We start from the raw sequence: 13,934 nt of genomic DNA, 5'->3' as shown, positions 1-13,934 counted from the left end.
CCATGGGACATGTTGAGGCGGCACATCTGGAGTACTACCTGCCGGACGGGCGGCTGCTGCTCGGCGACGTCTCGTTCCGGGTGGGAGAAGGCGCCGCGGTCGCCCTGGTCGGGGCGAACGGGGCAGGGAAGACGACGCTGCTCAGGCTGATCGCCGGGGACCTGAAGCCGCACGGGGGTGCGGTGACGGCGAGCGGCGGCCTGGGCGTGATGCCGCAGTTCGTCGGGTCGGTGCGGGACGACCGGACGGTGCGGGACCTGCTGGTGTCGGTGGCCCCGCCGCGTATCCGGGAGGCCGCGAGGGCGGTCGACGCGGCCGAGCTGGCGATCATGGCGCAGGACGACGAGCCGGCGCAGATGGCGTACGCGCACGCGCTCGGCGACTGGGCCGAGGCACAGGGCTACGAGGCCGAGACGGTCTGGGACATGTGCACGATGGCCGCGCTGGGCGTCCCGTACGAGCGGGCGCAGTGGCGCGAGGTCAAGACGCTGTCGGGCGGTGAGCAGAAGCGGCTGGTGCTGGAGTCGCTGCTGCGCGGCACCGACGAGGTGCTGCTGCTGGACGAGCCGGACAACTATCTGGACGTCCCCGGCAAGCGGTGGCTGGAGGAGCAGCTGCGGCAGACCAAGAAGACCGTGCTCTTCGTGTCGCACGACCGGGAGCTGCTGGACCGCTCGGCGGAGAAGATCGTCAGCGTCGAGCCCGGTCCCGCGGGCAGCGACGTGTGGGTGCACGGCGGCGGCTTCGGTACGTATCACGCGGCCCGGAAGGAGCGCTTCGCGCGCTTCGAGGAGCTGCGGCGGCGCTGGGACGAGGAGCACGCGAAGCTGAAGAAGCTGGTGTTCACGCTGCGCCAGCAGGCCGCGATCAGCCCCGACATGGCCTCGCGCTATCACGCCGCCCAGACCCGGCTGCGCCGCTTCGAGGACGCCGGGCCGCCGCAGGAGCCGCCGCGCGAGCAGAACATCTCCATGCGGCTTGCGGGCGGCCGGACCGGTGTCAGGGCTGTCACCTGTGAGCGGCTGGAGCTGACCGGGCTGATGAAGCCGTTCGACCTGGAGGTCTACTACGGGGAGCGGGTCGCCGTGCTCGGCTCCAACGGCTCCGGGAAGTCGCACTTCCTGCGGCTGCTGGCCGGCGAGCCGGTCAACCACACGGGGACCTGGAAGCTCGGCGCGCGCGTCGTGCCCGGGCACTTCGCGCAGACCCACGCCCATCCCGAGCTGTTCGGCCGCACCCTGGTCGACATCCTGTGGACCGAGCACGCGCGCGACCGGGGCAAGGCGATGGGCGCCCTGCGGCGGTACGAGCTGGAGCGCCAGGGCGACCAGCGCTTCGACCAGCTCTCCGGCGGCCAGCAGGCCCGCTTCCAGATCCTCCTCCTGGAGCTCCAGGGCACCACCGCACTGCTTCTGGACGAGCCCACGGACAACCTTGACCTGGAGTCGGCGGAGGCCCTCCAGGACGGCCTGGAGGCCTACGACGGGACGGTGCTCGCCGTGACCCACGACCGCTGGTTCGCCCGCTCCTTCGACCGGTATCTCGTGTTCGGTTCCGACGGCACCGTGAGGGAGGCGACCGAGCCCGTGTGGGATGAGGCGCGTGTGGCGCGGGAGCGGTAGGGTGCCCGGCTGAAACGGCACCGTTTTGACCCCGCCCCCGCGGGGCGGCTATTCTGCTATTTCGTTATGCGTATTGGCTTGCTCGTTCTCACGTGAGAGGCCGCTACGCCGGTCCACCGGGCCGATGACCAGCGTTCGTCCTGCGGTATGCGTCACCGCAGGCGACAAGGCTGTCGTGATCGTCCGGGTGGCCTTGTCAGGACTCACTCACTGAAGAAGCGAAGGCTATGACCGCGCGTACGTTCAGCCCCAAGCCCGGCGATGTCCAGCGCCAGTGGCACGTCATTGACGCGCAGGACGTTGTCCTGGGCCGTCTGGCCACCCAGGCAGCGAACCTCCTCCGGGGCAAGCACAAGCCGTATTACGCGCCCCACGTTGACACCGGTGACTTCGTCATCATCATCAACGCCGACAAGGTGCACCTGTCCGGCAACAAGCGGACCCAGAAGCTCGCCTACCGCCACTCCGGCTTCCCGGGTGGTCTGCGGTCCGTCCGCTACGACGAGCTGCTGGACAAGAACCCGGAGAAGGCCGTCGAGAAGGCCATCAAGGGCATGATCCCCAAGAACACCCTGGGCCGTCAGATGCTCTCGAAGCTGAAGGTGTACTCGGGCTCCGAGCACCCGCACGCCGCGCAGCAGCCGGTTCCGTTCGAGATCACTCAGGTCGCGCAGGGCTAGTCCCAGCCACCAACATCACAGAAAGCAATCTGAGGAGAATCGTGGCTGAGACCACCCCCGAGGCCCCCGTCGTCGAAGACGCCGAGGTTGTCGAGATCGCAGAGATCGTCGAGAACATTGACATCCCGGAGGAGTACACCTCCGAGTCGCTCGCGGGCCGCTTCGGCGACCCGCAGCCGGCTGCCGGCACCGGCCGCCGCAAGGAGTCCGTTGCCCGCGTCCGGATCGTCCCGGGCACCGGCAAGTGGAAGGTCAACGGTCGCACCCTTGAGGGTTACTTCCCCAACAAGGTGCACCAGCAGGAAGTCAACGAGCCGTTCAAGATCCTTGAGCTCGACGGCCGCTACGACGTCTTCGCCCGCATCAGCGGCGGCGGCATCTCCGGCCAGGCCGGTGCGCTGCGCCTCGGCGTCGCCCGCGCGCTGAACGAGGCGGACGCGGACAACAACCGCGCGCTGCTCAAGAAGGCCGGCTTCCTCACCCGCGACGACCGCACGGTCGAGCGCAAGAAGGCCGGTCTCAAGAAGGCCCGCAAGGCGCCGCAGTACAGCAAGCGCTAATCACGCTCGCTATTGCGCCGTACGCCCCGGAGGCACTTTGTGCGCCTCCGGGGCGTACGTGTTTCGGGGGCAGGCGTATATCTGGGGTACCTGGGGGGACGACCAGGAGCCGGGATCGAGCCGGACCGGCACGGCACACACTCGGAGGATGCACTGTGGGACGACTCTTCGGTACGGACGGTGTGCGCGGCGTCGCCAACGCCGATCTGACGGCGGAGCTGGCGCTCGGGCTGTCGGTCGCGGCGGCGCATGTTCTCGCCGAGGCGGGCACCTTCGCGGGCCACCGGCCGGTGGCCGTGGTGGGGCGGGATCCGCGGGCGTCCGGAGAGTTCCTGGAGGCCGCGGTCGTGGCGGGCCTCGCGAGCGCGGGCGTGGACGTCCTGCGGGTCGGTGTGCTGCCCACCCCGGCGGTGGCGTATCTCACCGGCGCGCTGGGCGCCGACCTCGGCGTGATGCTCTCCGCGAGCCACAACGCCATGCCGGACAACGGCGTCAAGTTCTTCGCCCGCGGCGGTCACAAGCTCGCCGACGAGCTGGAGGACCGTATCGAGGCCGTCTACGACGAGCACCGCACCGGCGCGCCCTGGGACCGGCCGACCGGGGCGGGCGTCGGGCGGGTACGCGACTACAACGAGGGCTTCGAGGACTACGTGGGCCATCTGCTCACCGTCGTGCCGAACCGCCTCGACGGCCTCACCGTCGTACTGGACGAGGCACACGGCGCCGCCGCCCGCGTCTCGCCCGAGGCCTTCACCCGCGCCGGTGCCACGGTCGTCACGATCGGCACCGAGCCGGACGGCCTCAACATCAACGACGGCTGCGGATCCACGCACCTCGAGCTCCTCAAGGCCGCCGTCGTCGAGCACGGCGCCGACCTCGGCATCGCCCACGACGGCGACGCCGACCGCTGCCTCGCGGTCGACGCGGCCGGCGAGGAGGTCGACGGCGACCAGATCCTCGCCGTACTGGCCCTGGCCATGCGGGAGGCCGGACACCTGCGCAAGGACACCGTGGTCGGCACGGTCATGTCCAACCTGGGCTTCAAGCTGGCCATGGAGCGCGAGGGCATCGAGCTGATCCAGACGGCGGTCGGCGACCGCTACGTCCTGGAGGAGATGAAGGCCCGCGGCTATGCGCTCGGCGGCGAGCAGTCCGGCCACGTCATCATCCTCGACCACGCCACCACCGGCGACGGCACCCTGACCGGACTGCTGCTGGCCGCCCGCGTCGCCGCCACCGGACGGTCCCTGGCCGAGCTGGCCGGCGTGATGCAGCGGCTGCCGCAGGTGCTGGTGAATGTCCGCGACGTCGACAAGACCCGGGTGGGCCTCTCGCCCGAACTCACCTCGGCCGTCGCCGAGGCCGAGGCCGAGCTGGGCACCACCGGACGCGTGCTGCTGCGGTCCTCGGGCACCGAGCCGCTCGTACGGGTCATGGTCGAGGCCGCCGACATCGACCACGCCCGGTCGGTGGCCGGGCGGCTTGCCGACGTCGTGAAGTCGGCGCTGGGTTAAGCCTGTTGGCGTCTGCTCGCCCAGAACCACTTCTGGGCGAGCAGCGTGAGCGTGCCCGCGATGACGATGCCGGCGAGGTTGACCAGGAGCTGGAGCGAGGAACCCCACGCCGCGTCGTAATGGCTGTAGGCGAGCGCCAGCGCGGCGTGCGCGGCGGCGGGGACGGTGGTCACCGAGATCGCGACGCCCACCAGCGCACCGGACTTGGACGAGGTCAGCGACAGTATCCCCGCGATGCCGGCCAGGAAGGCCACGATGAACGATCCGGCGTCCGGCTGCCAGATGAACTCGGTGGAGGGATGCGGCGCGGTGAACTCCGCCCGGCTGAACACGCCCAGAAGGTCCATCAGGAAGTTGAAGCCGCCGGTCAGCAGCATCGCCACCGGAAAGCCGACCAGCAGCGCGACCGACGACCGCCACGCCAGCCGCGGGTGACGCTGCACCAGGCCCGTGCACACCCCCGCCAGCGGTCCGAACTCCGGGCCCACCACCATCGCGCCCACGATCAGGATCGCGCTGTCCAGCATCACCCCGAAGGCGGCGAGCATCGTCGCCAGGGACAGGAACGCCAGGTAGGTGACGGTCAGCGTCGACTCCTCGTGCGTCGCCTCCGTCAGCGATTCCCACAGGACGGCGTCCGCGCCCTCCCCGGGCGCGTCCTCCTCGGCCTTGTCGGCGCGACGGGAGAGGGAGAGGTCGATGTCGTCCACCGCGACCGACCCGTCGTCCACGACGCCGAGTTCGCGCAGCTCCCGCAGCAGCCCGTCCGCCGCCTCCCGGGCGACGTCGCACAGGACGATGTCGCCGCGCGGATCGCGTGCCACCCCCGGCAGGACGGCGAGGTGCGTGGTGCCGACGGTCCGCTCGACGAGGGCCACGACGTCGTCGGTGCGGTCGGGAGGGACGATCATCCGCAGGTGAAGCATGCGCCGCAGCTTACGGGCGGCGCCCACGGCGGGTGCTTCCCAATCTGCAGCCACCGTGCGGATCCGTTGGCGGCCACCGGCTCCCACCCGGGGCTCCGCCCCGGACCCCCGCGGGGGCTGCGCCCCTGGCCCAACCGGCCCGCATCCGGCAACGGTGCGTACCACGACGGTCTCGTACCCGGGCGCGGCCCGGTGGCCGCTAAAGCTTGCGCAGCGAGAGGCGCTGCACTTTGTGGTCCGGCCCTTTGCGGAGCACAAGGGCCGCGCGGCCCCGCGTGGGGAGGACGTTCTCCCTCAGGTTGGGCTCGTTGATGGCGCGCCAGGTGTGACGGCCGTAGGCCATCGCTTTTTCCTCGGAGACCTCGGTGTACCGGTGGAAGTACGAGAGCGGGTCCTGGAAGGCGGTCTCGCGGAGCTTGCGGAAGCGGGCGAGGTACCACTGCTCGATGTCCTCGGTGCGGGCGTCGACGTAGATGCTGAAGTCGAAGAAGTCGGCGAGGCCGACCCGGGTGCGGCCGTCCTTGCCGGGGAGGGCGGGCTGGAGGACGTTGAGGCCCTCGACGATCAGGATGTCGGGGCGGCGGACGACGAGGCGTTCGCCGGGGACGATGTCGTAGATCAGATGGGAGTAGACGGGCGCGGTGACCTCGTCCTTGCCGGCCTTGACGTCGGCGACGAAGCGGGTGAGGGCCCGGCGGTCGTACGACTCGGGGAAGCCCTTGCGGGACATGAGGCCGCGCGCCTGGAGCTCGGCCTTGGGCAGCAGGAAGCCGTCCGTGGTGACGAGTTCGACGCGCGGGTGCTCGGGCCAGCGGGCCAGGACCGCCCGGAGGATACGGGCGACGGTGGACTTGCCGACCGCGACACTGCCCGCGACGCCTATGACGAACGGGGTGCCGGACTGGGCGCCGTGGCCGTTGCCGGCGTCGCCGAGGAAGGTGTTGAGGGCGCCGCGCAGGCCGCTGGTGGCGCCGACGTAGAGGTTGAGCAGCCGGGACAGCGGCAGGTAGATGTCGCGGACCTCGTCCAGGTCCACCACGTCGCCCAGGCCGCGCAGCCGTTCGACCTCCTCCGCCGTCAAGGGGAGCGGGGTGCGGTCGCGCAGGGCGCTCCACTCGGCCCGGGTGAGGTCCACGAACGGGGTCGGCTGGGCGGAGGTCGTCATCGGCGGCACGGGCCCATTGTTGCGCCGGTATGAACGCGATTCACCTCGGGGTCGCCTCAAGACCGCGTTGGTGGTCTGTGGGAGGAATGTCAGTGGCGGGGAGGAGCGTGGTCGTAACTGATGGCCGGCGGCCCGGTGGCCACGCCCGCGCTGTGGTCGCTGCTCTGGGCGGAGGGGAAAGCGGTGGTGTTCTTCCCCTGGCGATGCGGGCCTATCGGGCGCGAATCCGACGTGCCGCCGACGGGCTACCGAGGGCGGAGCCGGCACGGCCTACGCTGTCCCCCATGTGCGGAATCGTGGGATACGTGGGCGGCCGGTCCGCCCTCGACGTGGTCATCGCCGGGCTGAAGCGCCTGGAGTACCGGGGGTACGACTCGGCGGGTGTCGCCGTGCTCGCCGACGGCGGGCTCGCCGCCGCCAAGAAGGCCGGCAAGCTCGCCAACCTCGAAAAGGTCCTGGAGGAGCTGCCCCTGCCGACCGGTCTCGCCGGCATCGGCCACACCCGCTGGGCCACCCACGGCGGCCCCACCGACGCCAACGCCCACCCGCACCTCGACAACGCCGGCCGCGTCGCCGTCGTCCACAACGGCATCATCGAGAACTTCGCCGCGCTGCGGGCCGAACTCGCCGAGCGGGGGCACGAGCTCCACTCCGAGACCGACACCGAGGTCGTCGCACACCTGCTGGCCGAGAACTTCTCGTCCTGCGGCGACCTGGCCGAGGCCATGCGGCTGGTCTGCCGGCGCCTCGACGGCGCCTTCACACTGGTCGCGGTGCACGCCGACCAACCCGGCGTCGTGGTCGGCGCCCGGCGCAACTCCCCGCTGGTGGTGGGCGTGGGGGAGGGGGAGAACTTCCTGGCGTCCGATGTCGCCGCGTTCATCGCCCACACCCGCGAGGCCGTCGAACTCGGCCAGGACCAGGTCGTCGAGCTGCGCCGCGAGCGCGTCACGGTCACCGACTTCGACGGCAAGCCCGCCGACGTACGTCCGTATCACGTCGACTGGGACGCCTCCGCCGCCGAAAAGGGCGGCTACGACTACTTCATGCTCAAGGAGATCGCCGAGCAGCCGAAGGCCGTCGCCGACACGCTGCTCGGGCGGATCGACGCGAGCGGCCGGCTGACGCTCGACGAGGTGCGGATCCCCGACGGGGTGCTGCGGGAGATCGACAAGATCGTCATCGTGGCGTGCGGCACCGCCTTCCACGCCGGAATGATCGCCAAGTACGCCATCGAGCACTGGACGCGGATCCCCTGCGAGGTCGAACTGGCCAGTGAGTTCCGCTACCGCGACCCGATCCTGGATCCCCGCTCCCTGGTCGTCGCCATCAGCCAGTCCGGCGAGACCATGGACACCCTCATGGCCCTGCGGCACGCCCGCGAGCAGGGCTCGAAGGTGCTGGCCATCTGCAACACGAACGGCTCGACGATTCCCCGGGAGTCCGATGCCGTGCTCTACACGCATGCCGGGCCCGAGGTGGCGGTGGCGTCGACGAAGGCCTTCCTGACGCAGGTCGTCGCCTGCTATCTGGTGGCGCTGTATCTGGCGCAGGTCCGGGGCACCAAGTGGGGGGACGAGATCGTCGCGGTGGTGCGCGAGCTGTCCGGCGTGTCCCGGCAGGTGGAGGAGGTCCTCGGGACGATGGAGCCGGTGCGGGAGCTGGCGCGCTCGCTCAAGGACAAGAAGACGGTGCTCTTCCTCGGGCGGCATGTGGGTTACCCGGTCGCGTTGGAGGGCGCCCTCAAGCTCAAGGAGCTGGCGTACATGCACGCCGAGGGCTTCGCGGCGGGTGAGCTCAAGCACGGGCCGATCGCGCTGATCGAGGAGGATCTGCCGGTGGTGGTGATTGTGCCGTCGCCGCGTGGGCGGTCCATCCTGCACGACAAGATCGTGTCCAACATCCAGGAGATCCGCGCCCGTGGCGCCCGCACCATCGTGATCGCGGAGGAGGGCGACGAGACGGTCGTTCCGTACGCCGATCACCTGGTGCGCATCCCGGCCACGCCGGTGCTGCTCCAGCCGCTGGTCGCCACGGTGCCGCTACAGGTCTTCGCCTGCGAACTCGCGACCGCGCGCGGCAACGAGGTCGACCAGCCCCGCAACCTCGCCAAGTCGGTGACGGTGGAGTGATCGTCGGCGTCGGCATTGACGTTGCCGAGATCGACCGCTTCGCGGCGGCCCTGGAGCGTACGCCCGGCATGGCCGCGCGCCTGTTCGTCCCGGCCGAGCTCTACCTCCCGGGGGGCGCGAGGCGCGGCATCGCCTCGCTGGCGGCGCGCTTCGCGGCCAAGGAGGCCCTGGCGAAGGCGCTGGGCGCGCCCGCCGGGCTGCTGTGGACGGACGCGGAGATCGTGACCGAGGACTCGGGGCAACCGCGGCTTGTCGTACGGGGGACGGTCGAGGCGCGGGCCGCCGAGCTGGGAGTGCGGTCCTGGCACGTGTCGCTGAGCCACGACGCGGGGGTCGCGTCGGCGGTGGTTGTCGCCGAGGCGTGAGGGCACCTGCGGGGTGCGGGCGTTTTCGGCCCGGCCACCGGCGGTCAGCCGCCGACCGACCCGCAATCAGGCACGCGCCGGGGCGGCGCGGTTGAATGGGGGACCATGAGGCACGCGTACAGCGTTGAGACCGTACGGGGCGCCGAGCGGGCGCTCATGGAGAGGGCGCCGGAAGGCGCGCTGATGCAGAGGGCGGCCGCAGGGCTCGCGGCGGCGTGTGTGGCGGCGCTGGGCGGGGCGTACGGGGCCCGGGTGGTGGTGCTGGCCGGGAGCGGGGACAACGGCGGGGACGCGCTCTACGCGGGGGCGCGACTGGCCGGGCGGGGCGCGGGGGTGACCGCGGTGCTGCTCGCGCCGGAGCGGGCGCACCGGGGCGGCCTGGCCGCGCTGAGGGCCGCCGGTGGGCGGACCGTCGCCCCGGAGGCGGCGGGGCCGGTGATCGGACGGGCGGACCTCGTGCTGGACGGCATCGTGGGCATCGGCGGCAAGGGCGGGCTGCGCCCTGAGGCGGTGCCACTGGCAGAGGCGGCGCAGGAGTCGGACGCGATCGTGGTGGCGGTCGACCTGCCGAGCGGGATCGACGCGGACAGCGGCGAGGTGCGCGGCGCGGCGGTGCGGGCGGACCTGACGGTGACGTTCGGCGCGTACAAGCCGGGGCTGCTCATCGATCCGGCCGCCGCATACGTGGGGGTCCTGCGGCTCATCGACATCGGACTCGGCGCGACGGTCCCGCCGGAGGCGGAGTTCGAGGCGCTGCAACACGCCGACGTGGCCGCGCTGCTGCCGCACCCCACCGGGGAGAGCGACAAGTACCGGCGCGGCGTGATCGGGGTCGTCGCCGGCTCCGAGCGCTATCCCGGCGCCGCCGTGCTGGCGGTCGCGGGCGCGCTGCACGGCGGCGCCGGGGCCGTACGGTACGTCGGGCTCGGGGCGGAGGCGGTGCTCGCGCGCTTCCCGGAGACGCTGGTGACGGCCGGGCCGCCGAAGAAGGCCGGGCGGGTCCAGGCCTGGGTCGTCGGCCCGGGGCTGGGCGACGGCTCGGACGCCCGCCAGGCCGTGCACGACGTCCTCGCGTCCGACGTGCCGGTGCTGGTCGACGCGGACGGCCTGCGGTTGCTGGACCGCGATCTCGTACGGTCCCGGGCCGCCGAGACCGTCCTCACCCCGCACGCCGGTGAGGCCGCCGCGCTGCTCGGCGTGTCCCGCGAGGAGGTCGAGGGTGCCCGGCTGTCCTCCGTACGGGCCCTGGCCGAGCGGTTCGGCGCCACGGCGCTGCTGAAGGGGTCCACCACGCTGGTCGCCTCGTCCTCGGGCCCGGTGCGGGTGAACCCGACGGGTACGCCCTGGCTGGCCACGGCGGGCAGCGGGGACATCCTGTCCGGGCTCACGGGTTCGTTGCTCGCGGCGGGCCTCGCGGGGCGCGACGCGGCGTCTGTCGGGGCGTATCTGCACGGCCTGGCGGCGCGCATCGCGTCCGGCGCGGTGGGTGCGCCGGTCTCGGCGCTGGACGTGGCCTTCGCGGTGCCGGACGCGTGGCGCGACGTGCGCGGCTGACGGCGGCGGCTTTTCCCGCGCGGCGCCTGAGAGAATGATGCCGATGGAAAGTGACAGCGGAAGCACCAGCACCCTGCGCGCGTGGGCACGCATCGACCTCAACGCCCTCCGGGCGAACGTCGATGCGCTGCGCGCCCGTGCCCCGCAGGCCGCGCTGATGGCGGTCGTGAAGGCGGACGCGTACGGCCACGGCGCGGTCCGGTGCGCCCGCGCCGCGCTGGAGGCCGGCGCGACGTGGCTGGGCACGGCGACCCCGGAGGAGGCGCTGGCGCTGCGGGCGGCCGGGATCACGGCGCCCACGCTGTGCTGGCTCTGGACGCCGGGCGGGCCGTGGCGTGCGGCCGTCGAGGCGGACTTGGACGTGTCGGTGAGCGGAATGTGGGCGCTGCGCGAGGTGACCGAGGCGGCCCGCGCGGCGCGGCGCACCGCCCGCGTCCACCTCAAGGCCGACACCGGGCTCGGCCGGAACGGCGCCCAGCCCGCCGACTGGCCGGAGCTGACGGCCGCCGCCCGGGCCGCCGAGCGCGACGGGCTGGTCCGCGTCACCGGCATCTGGTCGCACTTCGCCTGCGCCGACGAGCCGGGGCACCCCTCCAACGCGGCCCAGCTCACCGCCTACCGCGACAGCCTCGCCACCGCCGAAGCCGCCGGGCTCCGCCCCGAGGTGCGGCACCTCGCGAACTCCCCGGCGACGCTGACGATCCCCGAGTCGCACTACGACCTCGTCCGCACCGGCATCGCCATGTACGGGGTCTCACCGGTTCCGCAGGTCGGCGGCCCCGCGGACTTCGGGCTGCGGCCCGTCATGACCCTGGGCGCGCGCCTGGCGCTGGTGAAGACCGCGCCGGGCGGCCACGGGGTGTCGTACGGGCACCATTACGTGACGCCGGGCGAGACGACGCTCGCGCTGGTCCCGCTGGGCTACGCGGACGGCGTCCCGCGCCACGCTTCGAACACCGGCCCGGTGCTGGTGGCGGGGAAGTGGCGGACGGTGGCCGGGCGGGTGGCGATGGACCAGTTCGTGGTGGACCTGGGAGGGGACGCGGCGACGGTCGGGGACGAGGCGCTACTGTTCGGTCCGGGTGATCAGGGGGAGCCGACCGCCGAGGACTGGGCGCGGGCGGCGGGCACCATCGCGTACGAGATCGTCACTCGGATCGGGACCCGGGTGCCGCGCGTCTACGTGGGTAAGTAGCGCGTAGCCAAAGGGAGCAGCACAGGATCATGAGCGACAGCGGTACGGGTACGACAACGGGGAGAGCGGTACAAGAGGCGGCGGAGGCCGTGGTCGTGGCGGGCAGAAGCTGGACCAAGGCCGGCTTCGTCGGCGCGGCCATCGGCGTGGTCGCCGCGGGCGCCGCCGCCGGCGTCGCGCTCGAACGGGCGACCGTCGGCCGGGGCATACGCAGGAAGGCGCGGCTCGCGCTGGACGCGTCGGGCCCATACGGCAGCCTGCGCGGCATGCCCGGGCGGGTGGCGGCCGAGGACGGCACGGAGCTCTACTACGAGGTCGAGGACGTCGACCCCGCGGTGGCGGACGTCGCACCGGCCCCCACAAGGCGCTGGGGCGGCCTCTTCCGGCGCAATGGCGCCGCAGCGCCGCTCACCCTGGTCTTCAGCCACGGCTACTGCCTCAACCAGGACTCCTGGCACTTCCAGCGGGCCGCACTGCGCGGCAGCGTACGGGCCGTCTACTGGGACCAGCGCAGCCACGGCCGGTCCGAGCGCGGCCGGGACCAGGTGGCGGGCGAGCCGGCGACGATCGACCAACTCGGCCGGGATCTGAAGAAGGTCATCGAGGCCGCCGCGCCGGACGGCCCGCTGGTGCTCATAGGGCACTCCATGGGCGGCATGACGATCATGGCGCTGGCGGAGCAGTTCCCCGAGCTGATCCACGAGCGGGTGGCCGGCTTCGCCTTCGTCGGTACGTCCTCCGGAAAGCTGGCGTCGGTGACGCTGGGCCTGCCGGCCGCCGGGGCGCGGGCGCTGCGGGCGCTGGCGCCGGGTGTGCTGCGGATGCTGGGCACGCAGGTGGACCTGGTGGAGCGGGGGCGGCGGGCGACGGCGGATCTGTTCGCGGGGATCGTGAAGCGGTACTCGTTCGGGTCGGACGACGTGGACCCGGCGGTGGCGCGGTTCGCCGAGCGGCTGATCGAGTCGACGCCGATCGACGTGGTGGCGGAGTTCTACCCGGCCTTCACGGAGCACGAGAAGGCCGAGGCGCTGGACGTACTGGACAGCCTGCCCGGGCTGGTGCTGGCCGGCGACAAGGACCTGCTGACCCCGAGCGAGCACAGCCGCGCCATCGCAGAGCGGCTGCCCGACACGGAGCTGGTCGTCATCGAGAACGCCGGGCACCTGGTCATGCTGGAGTACCCGGACCTCGTCATGGGGCATCTGGCCGCGCTGCTGACCGAGGCCGCCGACGCCGCCCGCGCCCCGCTCCCGCAGGCTCTGCGCGAGCTGGCCGCCACGGACAGGAGCGCCGGAGACAGCGCCCTCGGCGCGTAGCATTCGGGCACATGGAAGACGCCGCAGCACGCATCACTGTCAAGACCCCCGAGCAGATGAAGGACCTGGGGCGTCGGCTCGCCGGTCTGCTGGCGCCCGGCGACCTCGTCCTGCTCAGCGGCGAACTGGGGGCCGGCAAGACGACGCTGGCGCGCGGGCTGGGGGAGGGCCTGGGGGTGCGGGGCGCGGTCACGTCGCCGACGTTCGTGATCGCCCGGGTGCATCCGTCGCTGGTCGGCGGCCCGGCCCTGGTGCACGTGGACGCGTACCGGCTGGGCGGCGGCCTGGACGAGATGGAGGACCTGGATCTCGATGTCTCACTGCCCGAGTCGGTGGTCGTCGTGGAGTGGGGCGAGGGCAAGGTCGAGGAGCTGTCGGAGGCCCGGTTGCAGGTCGTCATCCACCGCGCCGTAGGCGAGGCCGATCCGGCGGTCGACGACCACGACGTACGCGACGTGACGGTGACGGGCGTCGGTCTGCGCTGGTCGGGGTGCGACCTGTCGGTCGCGCTGGTGGGATGAGCGCGACAGGCGGGACGGGCGGATTCAGGTTCGTTCCGACAACCTGTCGGGAAGATGTTGCGTACGGCACCCCTTACGTGTTCTGCTGGAATCAGAGAACTGGTTAGGGCTACCTAACCACGTCTGCCCCAGGAGGCATGCATGTCGGCCCAAGGCACCACGGACGCAGACGGCGCCCCGACGGCGCCGGGTTCGTATTCCATGCGGGACCTGCTTGCGGCCGGCCCGGCCGCGAACGCGATCTGTACGCCGCCGGCCGGTGATGCGGAGCCCTCGGAGGACGCGGACACGGGCGCGGACGGGGACGCCCGGGACGCGGCTTAGGCCGGCCCTGTCCAGCCCGCCTTCACTCTTTCGGCGGAATCCTGGGCTGGGGGGCCGGGG

General features: G+C 72.2%; 13 protein-coding genes. 11 read left to right on the top strand and 2 right to left on the bottom strand.

Annotation, left to right across the window (positions count from 1 at the left end):
* Positions 1–2 precede the first annotated feature (2 nt).
* From ACFXJ5_RS02230 to glmM, 4 genes are all read left to right on the top strand, one after another.
* A complete protein-coding gene (locus ACFXJ5_RS02230; RefSeq protein WP_384625616.1) occupies positions 3–1,622 on the top strand; it encodes an ABC-F family ATP-binding cassette domain-containing protein in 1,620 nt (539 codons plus the stop codon).
* A 227-nt stretch (positions 1,623–1,849) separates the two neighbouring features.
* Positions 1,850–2,302, top strand: a complete 453-nt coding sequence (gene rplM / locus ACFXJ5_RS02225; RefSeq protein ID WP_127358129.1) for a 50S ribosomal protein L13 — start codon at positions 1,850–1,852, stop codon at positions 2,300–2,302.
* Positions 2,303–2,343: 41 nt separating this feature from the next.
* Positions 2,344–2,862, top strand: a complete 519-nt coding sequence (gene rpsI, locus ACFXJ5_RS02220) for a 30S ribosomal protein S9 (protein WP_384625613.1) — start codon at positions 2,344–2,346, stop codon at positions 2,860–2,862.
* Between the two features lie 155 nt (positions 2,863–3,017).
* Positions 3,018–4,376: a phosphoglucosamine mutase gene (gene glmM, locus ACFXJ5_RS02215; RefSeq protein WP_384625610.1), complete on the top strand. Its 1,359-nt coding sequence runs from the start codon at positions 3,018–3,020 to the stop codon at positions 4,374–4,376.
* Here the strand turns inward: glmM and ACFXJ5_RS02210 are convergent.
* Together ACFXJ5_RS02210 and coaA are read right to left on the bottom strand one after the other, a co-directional pair.
* The gene (locus ACFXJ5_RS02210) at positions 4,373–5,302 is read right to left on the bottom strand and encodes a DUF389 domain-containing protein (protein WP_384625607.1); all 930 of its coding nucleotides are present in this window, start codon (positions 5,300–5,302) and stop codon (positions 4,373–4,375) included. The genes glmM and ACFXJ5_RS02210 overlap by 4 nt on opposite strands.
* 199 nt (positions 5,303–5,501) lie before the next feature.
* A complete protein-coding gene (gene coaA / locus ACFXJ5_RS02205; protein WP_384626549.1) occupies positions 5,502–6,467 on the bottom strand; it encodes a type I pantothenate kinase in 966 nt (321 codons plus the stop codon).
* A 284-nt stretch (positions 6,468–6,751) separates the two neighbouring features.
* Here coaA and glmS point away from each other — a divergent pair, with 284 nt between their 5' ends.
* The 7 genes from glmS to ACFXJ5_RS02170 all read left to right on the top strand — a co-directional run bounded on the left by glmS (position 6,752) and on the right by ACFXJ5_RS02170 (position 13,874).
* Positions 6,752–8,599 carry a glutamine--fructose-6-phosphate transaminase (isomerizing) gene (gene glmS / locus ACFXJ5_RS02200; protein WP_384625604.1) on the top strand — a complete coding sequence of 616 codons (1,848 nt, stop codon included), beginning with the start codon at positions 6,752–6,754 and terminating at the stop codon, positions 8,597–8,599.
* Complete coding sequence (locus ACFXJ5_RS02195; RefSeq protein ID WP_384625602.1) at positions 8,596–8,964, top strand: holo-ACP synthase; 369 nt, start codon at positions 8,596–8,598, stop codon at positions 8,962–8,964. The genes glmS and ACFXJ5_RS02195 overlap by 4 nt, the downstream gene beginning before the upstream one ends.
* 105 nt (positions 8,965–9,069) lie before the next feature.
* On the top strand, positions 9,070–10,518 hold the full coding sequence (locus tag ACFXJ5_RS02190) for an NAD(P)H-hydrate dehydratase (RefSeq protein WP_384625600.1): 1,449 nt from the start codon (positions 9,070–9,072) through the stop codon (positions 10,516–10,518).
* Positions 10,519–10,561: 43 nt separating this feature from the next.
* Positions 10,562–11,713 (top strand): alanine racemase, encoded by a 1,152-nt coding sequence (gene alr, locus ACFXJ5_RS02185; protein WP_384625597.1) that lies wholly within the window; start codon positions 10,562–10,564, stop codon positions 11,711–11,713.
* 29 nt (positions 11,714–11,742) lie between these two features.
* Positions 11,743–13,029 carry an alpha/beta fold hydrolase gene (locus ACFXJ5_RS02180; protein ID WP_384625595.1) on the top strand — a complete coding sequence of 429 codons (1,287 nt, stop codon included), beginning with the start codon at positions 11,743–11,745 and terminating at the stop codon, positions 13,027–13,029.
* A gap of 11 nt (positions 13,030–13,040) precedes the next feature.
* Complete coding sequence (tsaE, locus tag ACFXJ5_RS02175) at positions 13,041–13,550, top strand: tRNA (adenosine(37)-N6)-threonylcarbamoyltransferase complex ATPase subunit type 1 TsaE (protein ID WP_384625592.1); 510 nt, start codon at positions 13,041–13,043, stop codon at positions 13,548–13,550.
* 141 nt (positions 13,551–13,691) lie between these two features.
* Positions 13,692–13,874 (top strand): hypothetical protein, encoded by a 183-nt coding sequence (locus tag ACFXJ5_RS02170; protein WP_384625589.1) that lies wholly within the window; start codon positions 13,692–13,694, stop codon positions 13,872–13,874.
* The last annotated feature ends 60 nt before the right edge of the window (positions 13,875–13,934 follow it).

The organism is Streptomyces sp. NPDC059373, assembly GCF_042751495.1.
In the GTDB taxonomy this organism is placed as follows: domain Bacteria; phylum Actinomycetota; class Actinomycetes; order Streptomycetales; family Streptomycetaceae; genus Actinacidiphila.
The sequence above is the reverse complement of the archived record's forward strand: the minus strand, read 5'-3'. Positions and strand labels throughout refer to the sequence as shown.